At 61.6% G+C, this 23,084-nt stretch carries 20 protein-coding genes and 3 pseudogenes; 14 read left to right on the top strand and 9 right to left on the bottom strand.

Translation table 11 applies throughout. The annotated features are described in order from the left end of the window. The first annotated feature begins 1 nt into the window (after nt 1). Entirely contained in the window at nt 2-241 is a 240-nt protein-coding gene (locus tag ACN0T5_RS11405) for a DUF2274 domain-containing protein (RefSeq protein WP_064790346.1), read from the top strand. Here ACN0T5_RS11405 and ACN0T5_RS11400 read toward each other — a convergent pair. Next, complete coding sequence (locus ACN0T5_RS11400; protein ID WP_417768741.1) at nt 174-1,157, bottom strand: LysR substrate-binding domain-containing protein; 984 nt, start codon at nt 1,155-1,157, stop codon at nt 174-176. The two genes, ACN0T5_RS11405 and ACN0T5_RS11400, sit on opposite strands and share 68 nt — an antisense overlap. Before the next feature lie 383 nt (nt 1,158-1,540). Between ACN0T5_RS11400 and ACN0T5_RS11395 the strand changes: the two genes are divergently transcribed. The 3 genes from ACN0T5_RS11395 to ACN0T5_RS11385 all read left to right on the top strand — a co-directional run bounded on the left by ACN0T5_RS11395 (nt 1,541) and on the right by ACN0T5_RS11385 (nt 3,441). Further along, nucleotides 1,541-1,750 carry a heavy-metal-associated domain-containing protein gene (locus tag ACN0T5_RS11395; protein WP_064790348.1) on the top strand — a complete coding sequence of 70 codons (210 nt, stop codon included), beginning with the start codon at nt 1,541-1,543 and terminating at the stop codon, nt 1,748-1,750. Nucleotides 1,751-2,028: 278 nt separating this feature from the next. Beyond that, complete coding sequence (locus ACN0T5_RS11390; RefSeq protein ID WP_064790349.1) at nt 2,029-3,045, top strand: cation diffusion facilitator family transporter; 1,017 nt, start codon at nt 2,029-2,031, stop codon at nt 3,043-3,045. A 51-nt stretch (nt 3,046-3,096) separates the two neighbouring features. Next, on the top strand, nt 3,097-3,441 hold the full coding sequence (locus tag ACN0T5_RS11385) for an ArsR/SmtB family transcription factor (RefSeq protein ID WP_417768740.1): 345 nt from the start codon (nt 3,097-3,099) through the stop codon (nt 3,439-3,441). Nucleotides 3,442-3,583: 142 nt separating this feature from the next. Here the strand turns inward: ACN0T5_RS11385 and ACN0T5_RS11380 are convergent, their stop codons facing one another. From ACN0T5_RS11380 to ACN0T5_RS11370, 3 genes are all read right to left on the bottom strand, one after another. Beyond that, complete coding sequence (locus ACN0T5_RS11380; protein WP_174713899.1) at nt 3,584-4,009, bottom strand: DUF305 domain-containing protein; 426 nt, start codon at nt 4,007-4,009, stop codon at nt 3,584-3,586. A 92-nt stretch (nt 4,010-4,101) separates the two neighbouring features. Next, on the bottom strand, nt 4,102-4,863 hold the full coding sequence (locus ACN0T5_RS11375; protein WP_417768739.1) for a MauE/DoxX family redox-associated membrane protein: 762 nt from the start codon (nt 4,861-4,863) through the stop codon (nt 4,102-4,104). Nucleotides 4,864-4,880: 17 nt separating this feature from the next. Further along, nucleotides 4,881-5,156: a metal-sensitive transcriptional regulator gene (locus tag ACN0T5_RS11370; RefSeq protein ID WP_064790834.1), complete on the bottom strand. Its 276-nt coding sequence runs from the start codon at nt 5,154-5,156 to the stop codon at nt 4,881-4,883. A gap of 116 nt (nt 5,157-5,272) precedes the next feature. On the opposite strand from ACN0T5_RS11370, the pseudogene ACN0T5_RS11365 reads away from it, so the two are divergent. Then, nucleotides 5,273-6,457, top strand: a pseudogene (locus ACN0T5_RS11365) (MFS transporter). Nucleotides 6,458-6,547: 90 nt separating this feature from the next. Here ACN0T5_RS11365 and cueR read toward each other — a convergent pair. Continuing rightward, entirely contained in the window at nt 6,548-6,997 is a 450-nt protein-coding gene (gene cueR, locus ACN0T5_RS11360) for a Cu(I)-responsive transcriptional regulator (RefSeq protein ID WP_114089509.1), read from the bottom strand. 60 nt (nt 6,998-7,057) lie between these two features. Beyond that, nucleotides 7,058-9,757, bottom strand: a complete 2,700-nt coding sequence (locus ACN0T5_RS11355; protein ID WP_417768738.1) for a heavy metal translocating P-type ATPase — start codon at nt 9,755-9,757, stop codon at nt 7,058-7,060. 194 nt (nt 9,758-9,951) lie between these two features. Here ACN0T5_RS11355 and ACN0T5_RS11350 point away from each other — a divergent pair, with 194 nt between their 5' ends. Together ACN0T5_RS11350 and ACN0T5_RS11345 are read left to right on the top strand one after the other, a co-directional pair. Next, the gene (locus ACN0T5_RS11350) at nt 9,952-10,146 is read left to right on the top strand and encodes a heavy-metal-associated domain-containing protein (RefSeq protein ID WP_064790831.1); all 195 of its coding nucleotides are present in this window, start codon (nt 9,952-9,954) and stop codon (nt 10,144-10,146) included. Between the two features lie 14 nt (nt 10,147-10,160). Beyond that, complete coding sequence (locus ACN0T5_RS11345; protein WP_064790830.1) at nt 10,161-10,553, top strand: DUF305 domain-containing protein; 393 nt, start codon at nt 10,161-10,163, stop codon at nt 10,551-10,553. A 164-nt stretch (nt 10,554-10,717) separates the two neighbouring features. Here the strand turns inward: ACN0T5_RS11345 and ACN0T5_RS11340 are convergent, their stop codons facing one another. Further along, complete coding sequence (locus ACN0T5_RS11340; protein ID WP_417768737.1) at nt 10,718-11,749, bottom strand: 2Fe-2S iron-sulfur cluster-binding protein; 1,032 nt, start codon at nt 11,747-11,749, stop codon at nt 10,718-10,720. 10 nt (nt 11,750-11,759) lie between these two features. Continuing rightward, on the bottom strand, nt 11,760-12,026 hold the full coding sequence (locus ACN0T5_RS11335; RefSeq protein ID WP_064790828.1) for a glutaredoxin family protein: 267 nt from the start codon (nt 12,024-12,026) through the stop codon (nt 11,760-11,762). A 322-nt stretch (nt 12,027-12,348) separates the two neighbouring features. Between ACN0T5_RS11335 and ACN0T5_RS11330 the strand changes: the two genes are divergently transcribed. From ACN0T5_RS11330 to ACN0T5_RS11305, 6 genes and pseudogenes are all read left to right on the top strand, one after another. After that, on the top strand, nt 12,349-12,738 hold the full coding sequence (locus tag ACN0T5_RS11330; protein WP_197482613.1) for an ArsR/SmtB family transcription factor: 390 nt from the start codon (nt 12,349-12,351) through the stop codon (nt 12,736-12,738). A gap of 131 nt (nt 12,739-12,869) precedes the next feature. Then, nucleotides 12,870-15,530: a heavy metal translocating P-type ATPase gene (locus tag ACN0T5_RS11325; protein ID WP_082923643.1), complete on the top strand. Its 2,661-nt coding sequence runs from the start codon at nt 12,870-12,872 to the stop codon at nt 15,528-15,530. A 284-nt stretch (nt 15,531-15,814) separates the two neighbouring features. Beyond that, complete coding sequence (locus tag ACN0T5_RS11320; RefSeq protein WP_114089507.1) at nt 15,815-17,074, top strand: efflux RND transporter periplasmic adaptor subunit; 1,260 nt, start codon at nt 15,815-15,817, stop codon at nt 17,072-17,074. Continuing rightward, a complete protein-coding gene (locus ACN0T5_RS11315) occupies nt 17,071-20,241 on the top strand; it encodes an efflux RND transporter permease subunit (RefSeq protein ID WP_064788632.1) in 3,171 nt (1,056 codons plus the stop codon). Before ACN0T5_RS11320 ends, ACN0T5_RS11315 begins: the two co-directional genes overlap by 4 nt. Before the next feature lie 137 nt (nt 20,242-20,378). Beyond that, nucleotides 20,379-20,828 carry a MerR family transcriptional regulator gene (locus ACN0T5_RS11310; RefSeq protein ID WP_064788633.1) on the top strand — a complete coding sequence of 150 codons (450 nt, stop codon included), beginning with the start codon at nt 20,379-20,381 and terminating at the stop codon, nt 20,826-20,828. A gap of 41 nt (nt 20,829-20,869) precedes the next feature. Continuing rightward, a pseudogene (locus tag ACN0T5_RS11305) lies at nt 20,870-20,926 on the top strand (hypothetical protein); the annotation flags it as partial. 26 nt (nt 20,927-20,952) lie between these two features. Here ACN0T5_RS11305 and istA read toward each other — a convergent pair. Further along, a pseudogene (gene istA, locus ACN0T5_RS11300) lies at nt 20,953-21,711 on the bottom strand (IS21 family transposase); the annotation flags it as partial. 115 nt (nt 21,712-21,826) lie between these two features. On the opposite strand from istA, the gene ACN0T5_RS11295 reads away from it, so the two are divergent. Next, on the top strand, nt 21,827-22,720 hold the full coding sequence (locus ACN0T5_RS11295) for a Fic family protein (RefSeq protein ID WP_272988589.1): 894 nt from the start codon (nt 21,827-21,829) through the stop codon (nt 22,718-22,720). The last annotated feature ends 364 nt before the right edge of the window (nt 22,721-23,084 follow it).

Here is a 23,084-nt window from a genome sequence, read left to right as displayed (position 1 = left end):
CATGTCGAAACTGAAGCTTGGGCCGCTGCCCGATGACAAGCCGGTGAAGGTGACAGTGGAATTGCCCGCGACCGTTCATCGCGATCTTGTCGTCTATGCCGAGGTGCTGGGACGGGAGACGGGGCAACCTGTTGCCGATCCTGTCCGGCTGATCGTTCCCATGCTCGAAAGGTTTATGGCAACGGATCGCGGCTTCGCAAAAGCACGTCGCTCGCCCCAATCTGCGAAGCCGCTTGCCTAAGCTTCGCGGCCTTGGCAGATGCCGCCTTTGCCATGGAGAGCAACCTGCGGAACGAGGGATTGTCGTTCGCCGGAGACCAGACCGCCGAAAATGGAAGCATCTCGCCGGCGATGGGCCGGTATGTGATGCCTGGAAGCGCGGCCACTGTCATGGCCTCGCTTACCAGCGTAAGGCCCTGGCCGATCGCCACCAGAGGCAACAGATTGTCCCGGCCGACCGATTGAACCTGGATTTCGGGATGCCGGCCGAGGTCCGCCAACTCCCGCACCAGATGGTCATGGATCTCCTGGCCCGGCGCAGCTTCGCTGACGATGAAGGGCTCATCGGCGAGGTCTCTCCACATCACCTCGTCCAAAGCCGCCAGGGGGTGGAGATCGGGCAGCACAACGAAAACCCGCTCGGACCACAGAGGCGCCCGGTCGCATCCGGGCCATTCCCGGTCGCCGGTCAGGAAGGCGACGTCGAGGCGGAACTGGCGGATGGCCGCGACGTGTTCGGCAGGATTGCCATCGATCAGTTCGATCCTGACGTCTTTATGAGACCGACCATAGCTTGCCAGCAGCTTTGCCAAAAAGCCCGAAGCGATGGACGAATAGATGCCGATCCGCACTCGTCCCTGCTCGGATCGTCCTGCGGCGGCAACTTCGTGAGCGCCTTCGTCTATCGTCTTGATAGCCCGACGCGCGCGATGAAGGAAACGCTGCCCCGCAAAGGTCTGCGATACGCCCCATGCGTGCCGGTGAAAGAGTGACGCGCCCATCCTGTCTTCGAGGTCGGCGATGCAACGGCTGATTGCCGATTGCGATAAACCTAACGAACTCCCTGCCTTTCGGAAGCTGCCATGTTCGGCAGCGGCTATGAAGTAGCGAAGGTGACGAAGCTCGATGGAGTCAGGGAACTTGGCGGTCTCCTTCATCCGAGGGCCGCCGTCCGGATCATATGCTCACGGACCATAGGCAAGCCAATTGTCCCTCTCCGATTGTCGAGCATTCACGCGATGACGAGATGTATCGCGCGTAGCGGGTCACAGCCAGATTATACAACATTTGAACACATAAACAACTGTTCAATATTTGTATGGAGGAGGGAGATGATCGAGAGAGGCGATGCCACCGCCAGTCCATCATGCCGAGGTCTTAAAACGAGCCCGTGGCGCTTGAGGATCGCGGTCTTGGCATGTCGGATGCTTGCGGCTTACAACAGTGGCAAGGTCAAGCAGATAGTTTCTGAACTTTGCCCCTTGACCTTCCAACGGTGGAAAGCCCCATTTCCCAGAGGACTCAAATCAAGGAGCCCTCCATGTATCTCTTCACCGTTCCCAACATGACATGCGGCAGTTGCGCCAAGTCGGTAACCAAGGCGCTGCAAAGCGTTGATGCCGCCGCGAAGATCGAGACTGATCCGCCCAAGCGTGAGGTCCGTGTTGAATCATCCGCGACCGAGGCGGACCTGCGTGCCGTTCTCACCGAAGCGGGCTATCCGGCCGAAGGCGCCGCGGCGGCCGCCTGATGCTACCTCCTGCCTACTGATCGCTAGCGCCAAGCCGCTACCGAAGGTGTCCCCAGGTTCATAGCAGTGTCAAAATGGGCAGTCCTTGGACTGCCCATTTTGTTTTCGAGGATGAGCCAGATCTTCAACGTCGAAGGTGTCAGCATTGCTCTGTACGCGGTCACTGCCCATCGGCTCTAGAGGCTCCGGGCAGATGGCAAAAAAATCGCGCAGCCGGTTGACAGACATATACTTGAACACTTATTCAATTGTTGACTTGATGTAATCGGAAACGAGCAATGGCAAACTCATCACACTCCCACAGCGACCATGACGGTCACGACCACTCCAAGCACGACCATAGCCACGGTGGCAGCCACGATCATGACCACTCGCATGTCCCGACAGTCACGAAGGACAACGAGCGCAAGATCCTCATTTCGTTCTTCATCATCTTCACTTTCATGATCGTGGAGGCCGTCGGCGGCGTGATCTCGGGCTCGCTCGCGCTGCTTGCCGATTCCGGCCACATGCTGACCGACGCAATTGCGCTCGGCCTCGCCTATGTCGCCTTCCGCCTCGGCCGCCGCGCCGCCGACAGCCAGCGCACCTTTGGCTATGCCCGCTTCGAGGTAATCGCCGGCCTGGTCAACGCCCTTACACTGTTCGGCATCGTCGGCTTCATCGTCTATGAAGCTATCGAACGGTTCCGGGAACCCCAGCCGGTCCTCGCTGGCTCGATGTTCGTCGTTGCCATTATCGGCATGCTCGTGAATCTCTTCGTGCTTTGGTATCTGACGCGCGGAGATTCCGAGCACGTCAACGTCAAGGGCGCCATCCTGCACGTCATGGGCGACCTGCTCGGCTCGGTCGGCGCGATCGTTGCAGCTATCGTGATCTGGTATACGGGCTGGACCCCCATCGACCCCATCCTGTCGGTCTTCGTGTCCCTGCTGATCCTGCGCAGCGCATGGAGCCTGCTCAAGAACACCTTGCACATCCTGCTCGAAGGCGCACCTGTTAACGCCGGAAGCACCCAGATCTCCGAACATCTGCTCAAGACCGTTCCGGGGCTTCAGAAAGTCAGCCATATCCATGTCTGGTCGCTGACCTCCGGTCGTGTGCTGGCGACGCTTCAGGTGCAGCCGACGGAAGATGCCGATATTCGGGGTGTCTGCAAGCAGGTCGAGCATGAGTTGAAGAGGAAGTTCAGCATCGAACACCCGACGATCGGCATCGACTGGGACGGTATGGCCAGTTGCAGCCTGGAGGAGCCGAACACCGCAGCGCTCTCCCATGCGGGTCATTCGCACTGACCGGCTCCACTTGAGGGAAGGGTTCATTCGAAAGATCGGAAAGGTAACGACGTGAATACGGCAGAACCTATCTCATCGCAGGATCTGAACTTTCTGGCCGAGGCCTTCCGCCTGCTGGGTGATCCCAGCAGGCGGAAGATTCTCCTGCATTGCGAAGACAGTCCGAAGTCAGTGACCGATATTTCCGAGGCGCTGGAGCTATCCCAGTCGCTCGTTAGCCATCACCTGCGTCTTCTCCGTGGCGCGCGGCTGGTGACGCGCGTTCGCCATTCGAAGCAGATGTTCTATGAGGTCACAGACAGGCATGTCGGTGACATCCTGCTCGACATGCTTTCCCATGCGCGTGAGGAAAGACGGAACGATCCGCAAAGCGACGGCATTGCTCGCCACTCATGAGTCCTGAATTTTCCCGCAACACCACGAAGCCGAAGCGCCTGCTTGCGGCAATGTTTGCTACCTCTCGATAGCCGTGCTGCCAAGATCGGCTCGTTACAGGTCGGCCAGACATGAGGCATTTGTCTGCCGGTGCCCTCGACGCCTACAGCCGGCTTCGGATGCTCTCCATCTGGTCAATCTCCTCGCGCTGCGCCCCGATGATTGCCTCGCACAGCGTCTTCAGTTCTGGGTCAGCGAGCTTCGCCTCACGGCACATCAGGATCGCCCCGGAATGATGCGGGATCATCGAGTCGATGAACTGGCCGTCATCAATCAGTGCCTGGCTTCGGGTCGCCCAGAAGGAACCGGCCGTCAGGAGGGCGAAGACGACATAAAGGACAATATTCACGCTGGGGTTCGGAAACATGCCCGGCATCGTCGCTAACATGAAGATGCCCATCGGTGCCCACATGGTTATCGCCATGTAGAGCATGTTCAGATTGTTCCGGAAGTCGCCCCAACCGTCGATCATCGAGAACATCACGACATACATGACGACGAGGCCAAGGATCATGTTGATCCAGAACATCAGATAGGGACGGCCATGGGAGCCGTGGCTATTCCCCGAATGCCCCCATGAGCCGTGTGGTCGCTCGCCATTTGATCGTCCTTTCGCGGTTGTCAGTGTCCAATGCCCATCGGCTTGAAGATCATCCAGACCGCCATGCTGATCATCATGAGGTTCTCGGTGAGCGACACGAAGCCGAGCGGCACATTGCTGTCGCCGCCAACGCAGGCGCATTTCAGCTCGCGCTTGTCGATATAGACCGCCTTGAACACCGAGACGGCGCCGATGCCACCGATGAACAGCGCGACGGGGATCGACACCCACATCAGCGCGCCGGCCATCATCAGGACACCGGCGAGTGCCTCCGCGAAGGGATAGATGTAGGCATATCGGACCCATCGCTGCGCCAGAAGGTCGTAGTTCAGGAACATGGTAGCGAAGCCTTCCACGTCCTTCAGCTTCTGAAGGGCAAGAAGGCACATCGCGATGGCGATGAACCATTCGGCGGCCTGGACCGTTGCGAGGTTTCCGCACGCCGCCCAGCTCGCGGCCAGCGCCATCAGCGCGGCCATCGCGAACAGCGCGATCACCGGCTTGTAGGTGACGGCATCCTTGTCCTTGACCTCGCCGCCGAAGAACCGGACGAGATCGTCATACCCGCCGATCCGCTTCCCGCCGATAAACGTCTGCGGCGTCGATTGAACATTATGCTTTGCCTTGAAGGCGTCCGTTTCGGCGCGGGTCGTCAGATGGTGATCGTCGACCTCGTAGCCTCCGCGCTTGAGCAGATCGAGCGCCTTAAGCCCGTAAGGACAGGTATGGTTTTCCATCACCATTCGATGAAGCTCGGCGCGTTTGGCAGCATGGGTCGCCATTGTCTGATCCCTTCGATCTATAGTTTCGCCTTTGCGAACACCTCGACCAACTCGTTGAACTTAGCCCGCTGAAGGTCGGCATCGCCCGAGGCGATCGCCTCCTCGACGCAACAGGCGGCATGCGATCGCAACACCTGGTTCTCCACCTTCGACAAGGCGGCTTTGACCGCGTGGATCTGGTTGAGAATGTCGATGCAGTATCGCTCGTCCTCGACCATTTGACCGACACCGCGGACCTGGCCGGCGATCCGGTTGAGCGACGCAATGATCTGCTTCGAGTTTTTATTGCACATCCATCTACCCCTACCCGGTATGGGTATATATACGTTTGAGGAAAGGTTTCGTTCCCGCAAAACCCAAGAGTTTTGCCGGCCTGTCAGCATCGAAGCAAATAATTGTGGGAGTTCCGATGGACGATACTGCAACTGTCCGGCGCAACTTCACCGTGCTGACCGCCGCGCAGGCGCTCGGAGGATCGAGCGCGCCGATCGTCATGTCGCTCGGCGGCCTGGTCGGCCAGCAGCTTGCCGACAACCCCGCATGGGTGACGCTGCCGGTCAGTCTCTTCGGTCTCGGGCTTGCAATCGGCACGCTGCCGGCCGCATTCGTCATGCGCGCCTGGGGACGCCGGGGCGGTTACCTGTTCGGTGCTTTATTCGGCGTCGCGGCGGGTCTCATTGCCGCGCTTGGCATCTTCGCGACATCGTTCCTGCTGTTCTGCGTCGGCTGCTTTACCGCCGGTCTCTATGGCTCCTACGTCCAAAGCTATCGCTTCGCCGCTGCCGACGCTGCCGAGGGCGCTTTGAAGGCAAGAGCAATCTCCTAGGTGATGGTCGGCGGGCTCATTGCCGCCGTCATTGGTCCGCAACTCGTCATCTGGACACGCGATTCCTTCCCCAGCACGCCCTATGTCGGCAGCTTCCTCAGCTAGGCGGCGCTTCCGCTACTCTCCATTCCCATTCTCCTGATGCTGCGCACGCTGAAATCGGCTTCGCAGTCGGCGTTGGAAAGCTCGAGCAGATCCCTAATGGAGATACTCCTGATGCCCCGCTACACGCTGGCGGTCGCGGCCGGCGTCGTCTCCTACGGTCTCATGGCTTTCGTCATGACGGCCTCACCGATCGCGATGGTCAACACCGGCCATTCGGTCGACAGCGCCGCGCTGGGAATCCAGTGGCATCTTCTGGCGATGTTCGCGCCGAGTTTCGTTACTGGACGTCTCATGACGCGCTTCGGCAAGGAGCGTGTGACGGCGGCAGGAATGCTGCTCATCGCTGTCTCGGCCGTGGTCGCGCTGGCGGGGCTTGAGCTGATCAATTTCTGGGGGTCTCTCGCTATCATGGGGATCGGCTGGAACTTCAGCTTCATCGGAGCGACGGCGATGGTCACCGACTGCCACACCCCCGGCGAGCGTGCCAAGGCACAGGGCGCGAACGACTTCATGGTGTTCGGCGCGACCGCCGCCGTCTCGTTTCTGGCAGGCAGCGTCCTGCACAGCTCGGGCTGGGCGACGATCAACTGGTTGCTGTTTCCTCCGGTCGCCCTGATCCTCGTGCCTTTGCTCTGGCAGGCGGCGCGTAAGCCGCAAGACTGAACCCAATGTCCCCGCCGTTGCCTTCGGCTGGAACATTGCAGAGTTAAAACCGCACTCAGCGCCTTCGCGGTCGAAGGGCGGAGGATGCGGTTATTGCAGCGAGCGACTAACCGCGCCGGAACGAGGCCGGATCGAAAGATCCTCGTTGTCCTGGTCGGTTTCAAGGCGCTGGAGGATCGGGCAATGCGGGCGATGGTCCCCATGGCAGGCATTCACCAGCATGGTGAGCGTGTGGGCCATGTCTTGCAGAACCACGATCTTCTTCTCCAGCGCGTCGATATGGCCCTGGGCCAGGCGCTTCACTTCCGCGCTCTGCCGCGTCTCGTCGCGCCAGAGGTTCAGCAAGTCGCCGATTTCGGCCACCGAAAAACCGAGGTCGCGCGCGCGGCGGATGAAGCGCAGCATGTGGACGTCGGTATCCGAATAGTCGCGGTAGCCGGAGTCCGTCCGGTCGGCGGCCGGGATGAGGCCGGTCTGCTCGTAGTAGCGGATCATCTTGGCCGAAACGCCTGATGCCTTTGCTGCCTGTCCGATGTTCATCATCAATCTCCCGTATGGTGCGACAGCCGACCCTTCATATAGGGTCGGCTGTCTGGTTCTTCAGTTCGCAACCTTGAAAGTCTTGAGCCGCAGCGCATTGCCGAGGACGAAGACGCTCGACAGGGCCATGGCGCCGGCGGCGAAGACCGGCGACAGCAGGATGCCGTAGCCCGGATAGAGCAGACCGGCGGCGACCGGGATCAGGGCCGTGTTATAGGCGAAGGCCCAGAACAGGTTCTGCCGGATATTGCCAATCGTCGCCTTGGACAGCGCGATGGCGTTCGGCACCCCGGTCAGGCTGCCTGACATCAGCACCACGTCCGCCGCCTCGATGGCGATGTCCGTCCCCGTGCCGATGGCGAGGCCCACATCTGCCTCTGCCAGCGCCGGAGCGTCGTTGATGCCGTCGCCGACGAAGGCCACCTTGCCATACTCGGCCTTGAGGCGACGGATCGCCTCGACCTTGCCGTCCGGCAGCACTTCCGCCACCACCTCGTCGATGCCCAGGCGGGCCGCGATGGCCTTGGCCGTCCGCTTGTTGTCGCCGGTGATCATTGCGACCTTCAGGCCGAGGTCGTGCAGCGCCTTGATCGCGGCAGGCGTCGTCTCCTTGATCGGGTCCGCAACGGCAATGATCGTCGCCAGCTTGCCGTCGATCGCGGCATAGAGAGGTGACTTGCCCTCGTTGCCCAGACGTTCGGCGACCTTGGCGAAGCCCGCCACATCATGGCCGAGTTCGACCATGTAGCGGTCCGCGCCGATCTCGACACGCTTGCCGTCGACCACGGCCTTCACGCCGAAGCCAGTGACCGACTCGAAGTCCGACACTGCGGGCAGTGCGATGCCTTCCGCCACGGCCGCGTCCACGATGGCGCGGGCGATCGGGTGTTCCGACTTGGCTTCAACGGCTGCGACCAGGCCCAGCACCGTCGTCCGCTCGAAGCCGGCGGCCAGTTCGAGGTCGGTCAGGGCCGGCTTGCCTTCGGTCAGCGTGCCGGTCTTGTCGACGGCTACCACCTTGGCATCCTTCAGCAGTTGTAGAGCTTCACCCTTGCGGAAAAGCACGCCCAGTTCCGCGCCCCGGCCGGTGCCGACCATGATCGAGGTCGGCGTCGCCAGACCCATGGCGCAGGGGCAGGCGATGATCAGCACAGCGACGGCATTGACCAGCGCGAAGGTCAAAGCGGGCGAGGGGCCGAAATAGAGCCATGCAGCGAAGGTGAGCGCGGCGACGGCGAAGACTGCCGGCACGAAATACATCGTCACCTTGTCGACCAGAGCCTGGATCGGCAGCTTCGAGCCTTGCGCTTCCTCGACCATGCGGATGATCTGCGACAGCACGGTATTGCCGCCGGCCGCCGTGGCGCGGATCGCGAAGGCGCCCTTCTGATTCACGGTTCCGGCCACGACCTCGCTGCCGCTCGTCTTGGACACCGGGATCGGCTCGCCGGTGATCATGGATTCGTCAACATAGCTTTCGCCTTCGATGACCTCGCCGTCGACCGGGATACGGTCGCCGGGGCGGACCTCCACGACGTCGCCGGACAGCACCGAGTCGATCGGCAGATCCACCGTCTTGCCGTCACGGCGCACGCGCGCCGTTTTGGCCTGAAGGCCGACCAGACGCTTGATCGCTTCCGAAGTGCGGCCCTTGGCGCGGGCCTCCAACAGCCGGCCGAGCAGGATCAGCGTGACGATGACCGCTGCGGCTTCATAATAGACGTTCACCGTCCCGGCAGGCAGGAAGCCCGGCGCGAAGGTCGCCACCAGCGAATAGAGGTAGGCAGCGAGTGAGCCGACGGCGACCAGCGAGTTCATGTCGGGAGCCAGCCGCCAGATCGCGGGAAGGCCCTTGTCGTAGAAGCGGATGCCGGGCACGAACAGTACCAGCGTCGTCAGCACGAACTGAAGATACCAACTGTTCTGCATGCCGATGGTCGCGGCGATCATGTCGTGCGCGCCCGGAATGAGGTGCGACCCCATCTCCAGGATGAAGACCGGCGCGGTCAGCACCGCCGCGATGGTAAAATCGCGGGTAAGCTCCCGGCGTTCGGCTTCCTTCTTCTCGGCGCGATCATCGACCTCGGCCTGGCTCGACCCGGTTGCCGCTGCGATCACCTTGGCGTCGTAGCCCGCGTTCTCGATTGCCGCGATGACGGCCGCCGCGTCGGCGGTTCCCTGGATCGTGGCCTTCTCGGTTGCGAGGTTGACGACGGCGTTGGTGACACCCGGCACGGCCTTGAGGGCTTTTTCGACACGCCCGACGCAGGAGGCGCAGGTCATGCCCTCGATCGCGACCTCAAGCGAAGCCGCCGCCGGCGCAGTGAAACTTGCCGAAACCGCGTAGCCTGCGTCTTCCACGGCCTTCACGACGACCGCTCGGTCCACCGGGCCGTTCGTCGTGATGCTGGCTTTCTCGGTAGCTAGGTTGACCACGGCATTGGCAACGCCGGGGATGGCCTTGAGGGCCTTTTCCACCCGCCCCACGCAAGAAGCGCAGGTCATGCCTTCGATCGGCACCTCAAGGAGAGCAGCTTTCGGCGCACTGAAGCTGGCCGGCACTTCATAGCCAGCTTTCTCGACAGCCTTGACGAGCGCTATGCGATTAACCGTGTCATTCGTCGTGATGCTTGCCTTCTCGGTCGCCAGATTGACGACCGCGTTGGCGACGCCGGGGACGGCCCTCAGGGCGCGCTCGACACGGCCGACGCAGGATGCGCAGGTCATGCCCTCTATAGGCAGGGAAATTGCTGCATTCATCTTGTCCGCAGCTCGAACAGGGGCATCCATTGCCGCCTCCTTTCTAAGTCAGAATTCGAGTTCGGACACTGATATGCTCCTTCCAACGATGGGAAGGTCAAGGGTAAAAATTACTTTTCGATTCCTCTTGACCTTACCATCGTTGGAAACCCCAACTTGAGGACCATGAGAACCGAACCCAAAGGAGAAAGCTCATGGAACTCAAGATCGAAGGCATGACCTGCGGCGGTTGCGCCAAGTCCGTCACCAAGGCGATCCAGTCGGTCGATCCGACCGCCAAGATCGACACCAACCCAGCCCAGCGGACAGTCAAGGTCGAGACGACCGCAACCCCCGCTGTCCTTCAGCAGGTTCTCGAAGAGGCTGGGTATCCGGCGACCGTGAATTGAACAGGAGCAAGATCATGCACAAGCTGACCCCGATTTTCATTGGCGGCGCACTCGCCATCAGCGCCGGCCTCGCCATCGCACAAAGCCAACTGAACACGGATACCACCATGCAAGGCCACGAAATGCCGGGGCATTCGATGCCGGCCTCCGACAACCCATCCACGCAGGCTTATATCGAAGCCAATGATCGCATGCACAAGGACATGATGGTCGAGTTCACCGGCGATGCCGACATCGACTTCATGCGCGGAATGATCCCGCACCACCAGGGCGCGATCGACATGGCGCGGGTCGTTCTGCAATACGGTACCGATCCTGAGGTTCGTAAGCTGGCCGAGGACGTGATCTCGGCCCAAGAAGGCGAGATCGCCATGATGCGGGAATGGCTCACCGCACGCGGGCAATAAGAATCGCACCCGCGGCAACGCCTCGCAGATCCACAAATTTGGGGGCATTCTGCGAGATCGCCCATACCGGGCCGGGCTGTCCAGGTTGAAACGGCACATGAAAAGCCAGCAGCGAAGTCGTTCGCGGCTGGCTTTTGTCACTGGCGGACTCGGACCGCGGCAGATCACTCTACCGTCGCTGCCGCCACTTGCTCTTCCGGCGTGAAGAAGACATCGGCGTGCATGTCTTCGGGACGCAGGCCCCGCGCGAAAACCACGTCCATCGCCGCATCGACCATCGGGGGCGGACCTGCAACATAGGCTTTCCACCCGTCGAAGTCGGCGAGATCCTCGACCACCGCATCGGTCACGAAGCCGTGCCGATGGAGTGCTGCCTGCATATCCGACAGGACAGCCGTAAAGCTGAGGTTATTATGACGGTCCGCCAGTGCCTCGAAATGCTCGACGAGATAGAGGTCGCGCGCGCCGCGTGCGCCAAAGTAGACATGGATCGGCTGCTTCATGCCGTGAGCAAGGGCCGTTTCCACGATCGACTTGATCGGCGCCAGACCGGAACCGCCAGCGATGCACAGGATCGGGCCGGAATGATGCTGACGGAGGTAGGAGGAGCCTAGCGGAAATTCGAGCGTCACCTTGTCGCCGGCTTTCAGCGCGTCATGGACGTGCTGTGACGTGATGCCCCCCAGAACCTTGCGAATGTGGAATTCGAGGCTGTCGTCGCCGTGACGATTGGCCATGGAGTAGCTGCGCGCAGGCACACCATCGAATCCGACCTGGGCATACTGACCGGCCGTGAAGAGCAGGGGAGAGCCGTCGGCAGGCGCGATCCGAACCAGCTTGATGTCGTGAGTGAGGTCATCGAGGCCGATCACGATGGCATCCAGCCGTCGAGGAGCCGTAACGGCATCATCGTCATCGCTGCCCAGCCAGGCGACTGCCGCATCGGTCTTCGGCACCGCACGGCATGCCAGGATCAGGCAATCGGCCTTCTCTTCCTCGCTGAGGGCGAAGCGAGAATGCTGGAGCAGCTCCACCTTACCCTCGATCAGGCGGGACTTGCAGGAGCCGCAGCGGCCGGACCGGCAACCGTGAGGATAGGGGATGCCGGCGGCGAGCGCGGCGTCGAGAATTGTTTGGCCCTCATGGACCTCAAGGCTGGTCCGCGCCTGCCGGATGTCAACAAACTTGCTCGTCATCTGCGTCTCCTCACAGGCTCCCGGCGAGCCCGAGCGCCTTGACGAGGCCCGGCTTCTGGCTCGGGAAGGTCCCGTAGAAGACGTCCGATCCGATGATGGTGATCGGAGCGACCCGGACGCCGGTCCGGGCCTTTGCCTCCTCGGCGATCTTCGGGTCGGTGAGGTCGCGTTCCTCGTAGGCGAGGCCCTGTTGGTCGAGCCAGCGTTTGAGCGTGTGGCAGTCCGGACAGGTCGGTGTGGTGTAGATGAGAATCTGGGGGGTGCTGCTCTCCGTCATCGGTCTTGCCTTTCTCTGAATTCGACATGGTTGCCCCGCTGCCTAGCCGCGTAACGGCGGGCGGATTTGGCAGGATTGTCGTCAGCGTGCGGCTTCCAGCGCTTGTAAGGTCAAGACTGTTCTTGCGCGGAAAAGGAAAATTCGAGATGTGACGCAGGGGCAGAGAAGGGCAGCGCCAACTGTCCCGCCGATCGACAGCGACCGTGTTTCGCATTGTAATTGCGCGCCCATCCGGTAGATTGGGCGGGACCAAACAACGCGGACAGCTCTTGGCGGTCAAATGCCGGCAGGTTCCGTCCCAAAACTCAGGTAAATCTAGCAGATGACTGCTCTCAAGAAGACAAACATCAAAAAGCCGGACGAACGTGCGATCTCCGCACATGCGGAGGCTGAAGGCCATCTCCTGCTTCCTTCGCTCTCACAGAACGAGGTCACGATCCTGGCGGAAACGTTTCGGCTGCTTGGCGATCCCTCACGGTTGAAAATCCTGTTGAGTTGCGTCCCGGCGCCGATCTCGGTGGGCGACATCGCCGAGCGGCTCGACCTGTCCGTGACCCTCGTCAGCCACCATCTGCGCCTGCTGCGCGGGGCGCGTCTCGTCAAGGGCGATCGCCAGGGCAAGCAGATCTTCTACGAGATCGCCGATCATCACGTCAGCCATGTTCTTCAGGACATGGCGACGCATATTTCGGAGGACCATGCGGACGACTGATCTGCCGGGAAAACAGCACTATTTCAAATGAACACTTGAATAGCTGTTCAAGTGTGTTATTTACTCCTTCCGAAGCCGCGCATGGCGTCTGAGCACGCGCGCCCGCTGCGGCGGCCGGAAAGGAGATCGGAATGACAACTGGACTTTCAACGCCGGGCGCTGATGAGCGGCTCGGCTTTCGCGTCGACGGCATGGATTGCGCAAGCTGCGTCGGCAAGATCGAGACGGCCTTGGGCCGTCTGGGAGGTATCTCCGAGGTAGCCGTCAACTTCGCTACCGAGACACTCTTGCTATCCCGCGATGCGACGAGCAAAACGACCTCGAAGGATATCGCCAAAAAGATTCGCTCGCTCGGGTTCGACGTGACGGAACTGCCGGCTTCTGCGATTCCCGCCGCGCCTGTGCAGCGCTCCGACGCCCATGCCGGTCATGATCACAACGGCTGCGCCGGCGATCACGGTGCTTGCGGTGGCGATCACGACCACGCTCACCACGATCATGATCACGGCCACGGTGGCTGCTCTGGACATGATCATGCGGGCCATGCGCCAACTCCGCGCGCCGCACCGGTCTCTCCGCCCAATGTCTCGATGCGCGTCGAGGGGATGGATTGCGCAAGCTGCGTCGGCAAGATCGAGGTCGCGCTGGCGCGGATGCCAGACGTTTCCGACGTGCGCGTAAACTTCACGACCGAAACGCTCGAACTGACGCTCGGCGCCGGCGCGCTCACCAAGGTCGCGGACATCGAAAAGACGATCAAGAGCCTCGGCTTCGGGGTGTCCAACACACGCGAGCTTTCGGCTTCGTCCGATGCGGCCATCGACGTCGAACCCGCGCCAGCGATGCGCAATCAGCGCTGGTGGCAGACCCGCAAGGGCAAGCACGTCATCGGCCTCGGCCTGCTGATGGGCTCGGCCTACGTCGTTGCCCAGTTCATCCCGCTTTATGCGGAATGGATTTTCGCTGCTGCCGTCATTGCCGGTGTCATTCCCTTTGCTCGCAAGGCGTTCGCGCTCGCGACCTCGGGTTCTCCCTTCTCCATCGAAACGCTGATGGTCGTCGCCTCGATCGGCGCCCTCGTGATCGGCGAGGCTGAGGAGGCGGCGGCGGTCGTGTTCCTGTTTGCTGTCGGCGAGCTGCTCGAAAGCGTCGCGGCTGGGAGAGCGCGTGCCGGCATAAAGGCTCTCGCGTCGCTGGTGCCAAAAACGGCTGTTCTCCTCGACTCGAATGGCGGCCAGCGCACCGTGCCGGCATCGGCGTTGCGAGTGAATGATCTCGTTCTCGTGCGGCCGGGCGACCGCGTGCCGGCCGACGGACAGATCCTACAGGGAACCTCCAGTCTGGACGAGTCGCCCATTACCGGCGAGTCGGTGCCGCGCTCGAAGACCACTGGCGAAAGTGTGTTCGCCGGTTCGATCAATGTTGATGGTGTCCTCCAGGTCAGTGTCGAGAAGACTGCCTCTGACAATACCATCTCGCGCATCATCCAGCTAGTTGAGCAGGCGCAGTCGGCCAAGGCCCCGACCGCTCGGTTCATCGAGAACTTCAGCCGGTATTATACTCCGGCGGTGATGCTGATCGCCGCGCTGATCATCACCGTCCCGCCGCTGGCGATGAACGGCGATTGGGACACGTGGATCTACCGTGGTCTCGCCCTTCTACTCATCGCATGCCCCTGCGCGCTCGTTCTTTCGACGCCTGCAGCGATCGCCTCGGGCCTCGCCGTGGGTACGCGCCGCGGTCTGCTGATCAAGGGCGGCAATGCGCTCGAAACGATTGGCAAGGTTCGCGCCATTGCTTTCGACAAGACGGGAACGCTGACCGAAGGCAAGCCGCGTGTCACCGAGGTTCTCGCGCTCGGAAACAATGAAGAAAGCGATGTCATTGCTCTGGCAGCGGCGGTTGAAACAGGTTCAAGCCATCCGCTTGCCAAAGCAATCATCGGACGCGCCGAAACCGACGGTATCGCCGTTCCGCTCGCTCGGGACGCATCGGCGACCGCCGGCAAGGCCGTGCATGCGACTGTAGCCGGGCGTCGCCTCGCAGTCAGTTCCCCGACCCATGCCGCCAAGGCGGCAACGCTCGGCGCGCTGGAACGCAGCGCCATCGAGAAGCTCGAGGATCTCGGCAATACGGTTGCCGTTCTTTTCGACGAGCAGGCAAGGGAAGTCCTCGGTCTCATAGCCCTGCGCGACGAACCGCGCCGTGACGCGCGCGAGGGCGTTGCCCAGCTCAAGGCGATGGGCGTTCGCTCCGTCATGCTGACCGGAGACAACCAGCGCACCGCCCAGGCGATCGCCAAGGGTCTCGGTATCGAGTGGAGCGCCGAGCTGCTTCCGCAGGACAAGCTCGATCTCGTCAACGAGATGAAGCGGAAGACCAAGGTGGCCATGGTCGGCGACGGCATCAACGATGCTCCGGCGCTGGCGACGGCGGACGTCGGGATCGCCATGGGCGGCGGAACCGATGTGGCGATCGAGACCGCGGACGCCGCCCTGCTCAAGAGCCGTGTCACGGACGTTGCCCATCTCGTCGCGCTTTCGCGCGCCACCATGGCCAACATCCACCAGAACGTGATCTTCGCTCTTGCGCTGAAGGGAGTGTTTCTCGTCACCAGCGTCCTTGGGCTTACTGGCCTCTGGATCGCGGTACTCGCAGATACGGGCGCGACCGCCATTGTCACACTGAACGCTCTGCGGCTCCTGCGGTTCAAGGGTGCCAAATCCCCAGAGGATAGCGGCCGTGACGAAGGAATGCCTTCACGCCAGCTTATCGCGGCCGAAAGTCACTAATTCCCTGCACTAAAGACGTCGCCAGTCATCAAGACTGGCGGCGTCGGCCAACCGGGCCTGCTGGTTCACCGATCTAAATTTGGGAACGGCGCCGGCTCGAAGATGTCGGCGAAGTACGGAATGCGGCAGTCCGCGGCATGAACTGATGATCGCGTCAAGGGCCTATACGGAAATCGTTTTCCAAAGGTCTTGACCTTCCTATCGTTGGAAACCGCACCTTCGTCGAAAATGCACTCGCCGCGCCCTGGTCGCTGGGTACGCGCGCCCTATGAAGGTGAACGAGAATGAGTAAAAAAGCCGCCGCTCTGCGATTGGTCGGTGCTGCTATCGCGGTCGGTACTCTTGCAATCATATATCGAGAGGACATTGGCCCGTATACAAAGGGCCTGATGTCGCTGGTCTCTTCGACATCGGCATCGGAAGCTGAGGCACAGCCGGCGCAGATGCCCGTCCCGCAAGTTCCCGTGGCTGAAGTCATCATTCGCCAAGTTGCGGCTTCTACGGAATTCACTGGCCATCTCGAAGCGATGAAGACCATCGAACTGCGTTCGCGTGTTGGCGGTGCAATCGATACCGTGAGTGTCCCCGAAGGCGGTATGGTGCAACCTGGAGACCTTCTCTTCCAGATAGATCCCAGACCTTTCGAGGTTGCATTGAATGCAGCAAAGGCTCAGTTGCAGCAGGCCAATGTCCTGCTTGAACAAGCCGAGACCGACTTCAGGCGTACAGAATCGCTGTCTCCCAATGGTACGGTATCACGCAAAACACTCGATGACGCGCAAGCGCTGCTCGGTCAGCGCCAAGCCCAGGTAGAGATTGCCAAGGCGGCTGTCGCGGCTGCCGAGCTCGACCTTTCCTACACAAGGGTCACTGCCCCAATTGCCGGACGCGTTGACCGGGTTCTTGTCACGGAAGGCAATCTTGTTGCAGGCGGCAATGCCGGTGCGGCTACGTTGCTCACCACGATCGTCTCGGTCGATCCACTCTATGTTTATTTCGATATTGACGAGGCCACCTATCTCGGCTTCGTCGGTAATGCGCGCGCGCCCGAAACGGGCAAGGTCGCGGAAAAGCTTGTTGTCCAGCTCGGTCTGATGACCGATACAGGCTTTCCGCATACCGGCCAACTCGACTTCCTTGGCAATCGTGTCGACCGGAGTACGGGCACGATCCGCGCCCGGGCCATCGTCAGGAATTCCGACGGCAGGCTGACTCCCGGCCTCTTCGCACGGGTCAAACTCGTTACCGCGCAACCGGCTCAAACCGTTCTTATCGACGATCAGGCGATCGGCATCGATCAGGGACGGCGCTACGTCCTGGCGCTTGGCCCCGAGAACAAGGCGGAATACCGCCCCGTCGAAATCGGACCTATGGTCGACGGTCTGCGCGTCGTCTCCAAAGGTCTCACTCCGACTGACAAGATCATCATAAAGGGCCTTGTGCGCCCCGGTATGCAGGTTGTCCCGCAGATGGTCTCAATGCTTCCAGGGCAGGCTGCTGACGGCGAGCGGGCCTCCGGGCAAGCGCAGGAGGCGCGTCGATGAACATTCCGCGCTTCTTTGTCGACCGCCCGATCTTCGCGGTCGTTCTCTCCGTCTTGATGCTGATCGCCGGCGGCCTGACGCTGCTGAAGCTCCCGCTCAGTGAGTACCCGCAGGTGACGCCGCCGACAGTCCAGGTCACTGCGAGCTATCCGGGCGCCAATCCCGAAGTGATTGCCGAAACAGTCGCCGCTCCGCTGGAGCAGGCGATCAACGGCGTCGAAAACATGCTCTACATGAGTTCGCAGGCAGCGACCGACGGACGCATGACCCTGACAATTGCGTTCAAACAGGGCACTGACCCCGACATGGCGCAGATTCAGGTGCAGAATCGGGTTTCTCGCGCCTTGCCCAGGCTTCCGCTGGAAGTGCAACGCATCGGTGTCGTGACGCAGAAAACCTCCCCCGACATCCTTATGGTTGTCCATCTCGTCTCACCTGATGACCGCTATGATCCGCTCTATCTGTCGAACTTCGCGATCCTTCAGGTGCGCGACCAACTGGCCCGCTTGCCGGGCGTGGGCGACGTCATCCTCGGGGGCGCTGGCGAGTATTCAATGCGGATCTGGCTCGACCCTGCCAAGGTGGCCGCGAGGGGGTTGACTGCCAGCGACATCGTCGCGGCGATTCAGGAACAGAACGTGCAGGTAGCAGCCGGCTCGGTCGGTCAGCAACCGGAAGCCTCGGCTGCCTTTCAGGTCACCGTCAACACGCTTGGGAGGCTTTCTAGTGAGGAGCAGTTCGGCGAGATCGTCATAAAGGCTGGTACGGACGGCCAGGTTACCCGTTTGCGCGACGTCGCCCGTATCGAACTTGGCGCAGATTCCTACGCCCTTCGCAGCCTGCTGGACGGCAAGCCGGCACTCGCGATGCAAATCATCCAAAGTCCTGGCGCAAATGCGCTCGACGTGTCGAGCGCCGTCCGCACCACCATGGCCGAGTTTCAAAAGGGCTTTCCGGAAGGCATCGAATATCGGATCGCCTACGATCCCACGGTGTTCGTGAAGGCGTCTCTCGAGGCCGTGGTCATGACGCTGCTAGAAGCCGTCGTGCTGGTGGTCATCGTCGTCGTGCTGTTTCTCCAGACCTGGCGGGCGTCGATCATCCCCCTCGTCGCCGTTCCCGTCTCCTTGGTCGGCACGTTTGCGCTCATGTATATGTTCGGCTTCTCGCTGAACACCTTGTCCCTCTTCGGCCTCGTTCTCTCGATCGGCATCGTGGTCGACGACGCGATCGTCGTGGTCGAGAACGTCGAGCGCCACATCGCGCTTGGAGAAACGCCGAAAGAGGCGGCGCGCAAAGCCATGGATGAGGTGACAGGACCGATCGTCGCCATCACCTCCGTCCTGTCGGCCGTCTTCATTCCATCCGCGTTCCTGTCTGGCTTGCAGGGCGAGTTCTACCGCCAGTTTGCGCTGACGATTGCGATCTCGACCATCCTGTCGGCGATCAACTCTCTTACGCTCTCTCCCGCGCTTGCTGGCGTGCTGCTGAAGCCGCACCACGGTGACGTGAAGCGGGACCTTCCTACACGCGTGATCGACTTTCTGTTTGGCTGGTTCTTCCGGCTGTTCAATCGCTTCTTCGACGGCGCCTCGAACGCCTATGTCTGGTCGGTGCGCCGTGCCGCGAGGCTCAGCGTTCTCGTCCTGCTGGTCTATGCCGGCCTGGTCGGCATGACGTGGGTCGGCTTCCAGACGGTGCCCAACGGCTTCGTGCCGGCCCAGGACAAATACTATCTCGTCGGCATCGCCCAGCTCCCGACCGGCGCTTCGCTCGACCGGACCGAGGCCGTCGTCAAGAAAATGTCGGAGATCGCACTGGCCGAGCCGGGCGTTGAGAGTGTCGTTGCTTTCCCGGGGCTCTCGGTCAACGGGATGGTCAATATCCCCAACGCAGCGGTCATGTTCACGATGCTGAAGCCGTTTGACGAACGAAAGGACCCGTCGCTTTCCGCCTTTGCCATCGCCGGCAAGCTGATGGGCAAGTTCAGCCAGATCCCCGATGGCTTCGCCGGTATGTTCCCGCCGCCGCCCGTTCCGGGTCTCGGTTCCACCGGCGGCTTCAAGATCCAGATCGAGGACCGAGCGGGCCTGGGCTTCGAGGCACTCGCCCAGGCTCAGGGTGCGATCATGGGTCGGGCGATGCAAACGCCCGAACTGGCGGGAATGCTGGCGAGCTTCCAGGTGAACGCGCCGCAGGTGCAGGTCGATATCGACAGGGTGAAAGCGAAGTCGCAAGGCGTTCCGCTCAACACGATCTTCGAGACATTGCAGGTCAATCTCGGCTCGCTCTATGCGAACGACTTCAATCGCTTCGGTCGCACCTACCGGGTGATGGTGCAGGCGGACGCACCGTTCCGCATGCAGCCCGAGGACATCGGCCGCCTTAAGGTGCGCAATTCAGCCGGCGACATGATCCCCCTCTCGGCCTTGCTCACCATCAAGCACAGCTCTGGCCCCGATCGGGTTATGCACTACAACGGCTTTCCGTCTGCCGATATCAGCGGAAGTCCCGCGCCCGGATATTCGTTCGGGCAGGCGACGGCAGCGATGGAGCGCATCGCATCGGAGACCCTGCCGCCCGGCATGGCCTTTGAATGGACCGATCTCGCCTATCAGGAGAAGCAGGCCGGCAACACCGCCATGTTTGTCTTCCCGCTGTCCGTCCTGCTCGCGTTCCTGATCCTCGCGGCGCAGTACAACAGTTGGTCGCTTCCTTTCGCGGTGCTGCTGATCGCTCCAATGGCGCTCCTCTCGGCGATCGCCGGGGTGTGGTTCACCGGCGGCGACAACAACATCTTCACGCAGATCGGATTTGTCGTTCTGGTCGGTCTTGCCGCGAAGAACGCAATCCTGATCGTTGAGTTCGCCCGAGCGAAGGAGGACGAAGGGGTCGATCCGTTGGCTGCCGTCCTCGAAGCGGCTCGCCTGCGTCTGCGGCCGATCCTGATGACGTCGCTCGCCTTCATTGCCGGCGTGGTTCCGCTCGTCATCGCCACCGGAGCGGGCGCCGAAATGCGGCACGCCATGGGCATCGCCGTCTTTGCCGGCATGCTCGGCGTGACGCTGTTCGGCCTGCTTCTGACGCCGATCTTCTATGTGGTTGTGCGCCGGCTTGCGATCAGGCGGGACCCGTCGCCCCAACAGGCGACCAAAGCCCATGCCTGAGCAGGTCGACACACGATTCCGCGCCGGGGCGGCCCATGGGCCGTCGCCGCACCCCGGCGCGGTCGGGCCTTGAGGGCCTCAGCGATAGAACACGCAGCAAATCATCAACACGCGGCTATCCGGAAGGAACTTCAAACATGGATATCGGCATCGGCGAACTCTCTCAGCTCACCGGCGTCAAAATTCCGACGATCCGCTACTACGAGCAGATCGGGTTGCTGCGCGAGCGCTCGCGGAGCAAGGGAAACCAAAGACGCTACGACCACGGGGCGGTCCATCGCCTTCTCTTCATTCGCCGCGCCCGCGATCTCGGGTTCAGCATCGAGGCGATCAAGGACCTGTTTCGACTTGCCGACGCCTCGTTCTCAAGCCCGGCCGAGGCGCTCCGCATCGCAAAGGAGCAACTCGCTGCGGTCGAGGAAAAGATCGCTCAACTGGAAACACTCGAAAAGGTGATCCAGCTCGTTGCTGAAAGCGAGAATGACGGGGATCTGATCCCGCTCGATATTTTGCCCTCTAATGACAGCGACCGCGATGGCGATGCTGAGGTGAAAGCTTCAAGCAGAGGCCGAGGATCGATTCACTAGCCTCATCCCAAGGACCTGCGAAGTTGAGATACTATTCCCATGTGAAAAGGAGCCAGAACTGCATCGTGGTCGGTGCGGGACCGGCGGGCCTGATGCTCGGTCTCCTACTGGCCCGGTCGGGGAACCGCCGTCGGACAACGCCGACCTGGTTCTCGACCTGTCCCTTCTCCCAGCCGGATGCCGGGGTGCAAGCGACGGGATCGACGAGGTAATGGCTGCACATCTGCTGGAACCGGCGGTTGTAGGCTCGGTCGCGGCCGACGAAGATCGTGTCGACCGCGGTCTTCATGTTGTCGTAGATGCCCCGCGTGCAGGTGCCCCCGAAGAAGGCGAAGGCCTTGTCATGGGCGTCGAAGACCATCTCCTGCGTCTCGCGGGGATAGGCACGCACGAACAGCATCCGGCTGTGACACAGGCGGACATGTGCCACCTTCACCGTGGTCGTCGCGCCGTCGATCACCACGATCTCGTGGCTCCAGTCGAACTGGTAGGCCTCGCCTGGATCGAAGGTTAGCGGGACATGGGCGGCCGCAGATGCCACCGCTTCCTCCTTCGACCAGGAGGCCGCGTATCGCCGGACCGCATCATAGCCACCGTCATATCCTTGAGCCCGGAGTTCCTCAAAAATGCGGATGCGAGTCAGTCGCTCGCGCTTGGGCTTCCGCGCGTTCACCGCCAGCATCTCGTCGAGCATGTCTTGCCAAGGCCCGATCTTCGGCAACGGCTGAATGGTTCGCTCATAGGTGAGCTCCGTCGCACCGGACCGGATCACCTTGCGCACCGTGTTCCGCGATACTCGCAGCTCCCGGCAGATCTGCTTGATCGACTTCTTGTCCTGAAAATACGCCCGCCGGATCTTCGCTATCGTCTCCACGACCAACATCCCACACTGTGCTCCCCGATGACCTCGGGGGCATCATCCACATCAGTGTAAGGGGGTCATTTTTGGACGCCGATCACCCCGCTACGGGGTCAATTTTGCATGCCGGTTCACACAAGTGCGCTCCTCCATTGCCCGGCGCCTCGGGATGGAGATCGGTGCGCTTGCCCCGGTCGATCGTGACGTCGAGGGTGTGGTCGAGATGATGCTGGATGCGACGCAGAACTATGCGTCCCCCCTCACCGCGGAACGGCTCTTCGCCTGGCATGCCGCACTGTTCCCGACCGGGCGCAGCGGCATGGCCCGGATCGCCGTCGGCGCATGGCGCCCCCCGGAGACCGGACCGATGCAAGTCGTCTCCGGCCCCTACGGGCGTGAGCGCGTGCATTTCGAAGCGCCGAAGGCAGAACGCCTGCCGGACGAGATGGCGGCGTTCCTGGACTGGTTCGAGACGCGCGATGCCACGGATCCGGTCATCCGCGCGGCCATCGCCCATCTCTGGTTCGTGACGATCCATCCGTTCGAGGACGGGAATGGGCGTATCGCCCGCGCCATCGCCGATATGGCTCTGGCCCGATCCGAGGGGAGTGCGCAGCGCTTCTACAGCATGTCGGCCCGGATCCGGCGTGAGCGAGGAGAATACTACGCCATGCTGGAAAGAACGCAGAAGGGCGGGTTAGACATCACCGGCTGGCTCGACTGGTTCCTCGGATGCCTGGACCGGGCTTTCGACGGCACTGAAGAGGTTCTGGGCCACGTTCTGCACAAGGCACGCTTCTGGGAGGCCATGGCAGGCGAGATCTTCAGCGAGCGTCAGCGCGCCGTGATCAACCGGCTGCTCGATGGATTTGAGGGAAAGCTGACATCCTCGAAATGGGCAAAGCTGACCAAGGTTTCCTCCGACACTGCGCTCCGCGACATCACGGACCTGGTTGACCGGGGTGTGCTTGAGAAGGAGGATGCTGGTGGCCGCAGCACCAGCTACAGGTTGGTTGGGCGGGCGCGGGGCTGAAGGTTGGAGGCTACCTGGTCAGTTCCGACTCGTATCCGTAAGCAAGTCAGCGGGCCGCCAAAGCGGTTTTCAAAGCCGGCAGAACAGGTTATGCTAAGCGGCAAGCTTCGGGATTTGACGCTCGACCAATCGCAAGTATCGTTGGTTGCACGCCCCCGCAACCAACGATACTTGCGAAACCTCCAAGGCTCCCGCCGCGGAGGTTTTTGCATTCCCGGACCCATTCCGCAGAGATCGTCTGTTGCGCCCTCCCGCAACCAACACCACCCAAAAAACGCCACGCACAGCGCCCCAAGGGGCGCTTTTTGCGTTCAAGCGTAATAGGTGGGGGCGATTTCTATTGCCGAGCCTTGGCTCTGCACCA

It is taken from the genome of Stappia sp. (assembly GCF_048261845.1).
Taxonomy (GTDB): Bacteria; Pseudomonadota; Alphaproteobacteria; order Rhizobiales; family Stappiaceae; genus Stappia.
Note: the sequence above shows the minus strand (reverse complement) of the source record. Positions and strands in the feature narration are given on the sequence as shown.

Bases quoted from the DNA above. Each gene is read 5' to 3' on its own strand.
- ACN0T5_RS11335 (WP_064790828.1), bottom strand. From the start codon at position 12,026: ATGACGGAGAGCAGCACCCCCCAGATTCTCATCTACACCACACCGACC.
- ACN0T5_RS11350 (WP_064790831.1), top strand. From the start codon at position 9,952: ATGGAACTCAAGATCGAAGGCATGACCTGCGGCGGTTGCGCCAAGTCC.
- ACN0T5_RS11320 (WP_114089507.1), top strand. From the start codon at position 15,815: ATGAGTAAAAAAGCCGCCGCTCTGCGATTGGTCGGTGCTGCTATCGCG.
- ACN0T5_RS11330 (WP_197482613.1), top strand. From the start codon at position 12,349: ATGACTGCTCTCAAGAAGACAAACATCAAAAAGCCGGACGAACGTGCG.
- ACN0T5_RS11315 (WP_064788632.1), top strand. From the start codon at position 17,071: ATGAACATTCCGCGCTTCTTTGTCGACCGCCCGATCTTCGCGGTCGTT.
- ACN0T5_RS11325 (WP_082923643.1), top strand. From the start codon at position 12,870: ATGACAACTGGACTTTCAACGCCGGGCGCTGATGAGCGGCTCGGCTTT.
- ACN0T5_RS11375 (WP_417768739.1), bottom strand. From the start codon at position 4,863: ATGGCGACCCATGCTGCCAAACGCGCCGAGCTTCATCGAATGGTGATG.
- ACN0T5_RS11400 (WP_417768741.1), bottom strand. From the start codon at position 1,157: ATGAAGGAGACCGCCAAGTTCCCTGACTCCATCGAGCTTCGTCACCTT.
- ACN0T5_RS11345 (WP_064790830.1), top strand. From the start codon at position 10,161: ATGCACAAGCTGACCCCGATTTTCATTGGCGGCGCACTCGCCATCAGC.
- cueR (WP_114089509.1), bottom strand. From the start codon at position 6,997: ATGAACATCGGACAGGCAGCAAAGGCATCAGGCGTTTCGGCCAAGATG.
- ACN0T5_RS11310 (WP_064788633.1), top strand. From the start codon at position 20,379: ATGGATATCGGCATCGGCGAACTCTCTCAGCTCACCGGCGTCAAAATT.
- ACN0T5_RS11405 (WP_064790346.1), top strand. From the start codon at position 2: ATGTCGAAACTGAAGCTTGGGCCGCTGCCCGATGACAAGCCGGTGAAG.
- ACN0T5_RS11395 (WP_064790348.1), top strand. From the start codon at position 1,541: ATGTATCTCTTCACCGTTCCCAACATGACATGCGGCAGTTGCGCCAAG.
- ACN0T5_RS11340 (WP_417768737.1), bottom strand. From the start codon at position 11,749: ATGACGAGCAAGTTTGTTGACATCCGGCAGGCGCGGACCAGCCTTGAG.
- ACN0T5_RS11370 (WP_064790834.1), bottom strand. From the start codon at position 5,156: ATGTGCAATAAAAACTCGAAGCAGATCATTGCGTCGCTCAACCGGATC.
- ACN0T5_RS11390 (WP_064790349.1), top strand. From the start codon at position 2,029: ATGGCAAACTCATCACACTCCCACAGCGACCATGACGGTCACGACCAC.
- ACN0T5_RS11380 (WP_174713899.1), bottom strand. From the start codon at position 4,009: ATGTTCTGGATCAACATGATCCTTGGCCTCGTCGTCATGTATGTCGTG.
- ACN0T5_RS11355 (WP_417768738.1), bottom strand. From the start codon at position 9,757: ATGAATGCAGCAATTTCCCTGCCTATAGAGGGCATGACCTGCGCATCC.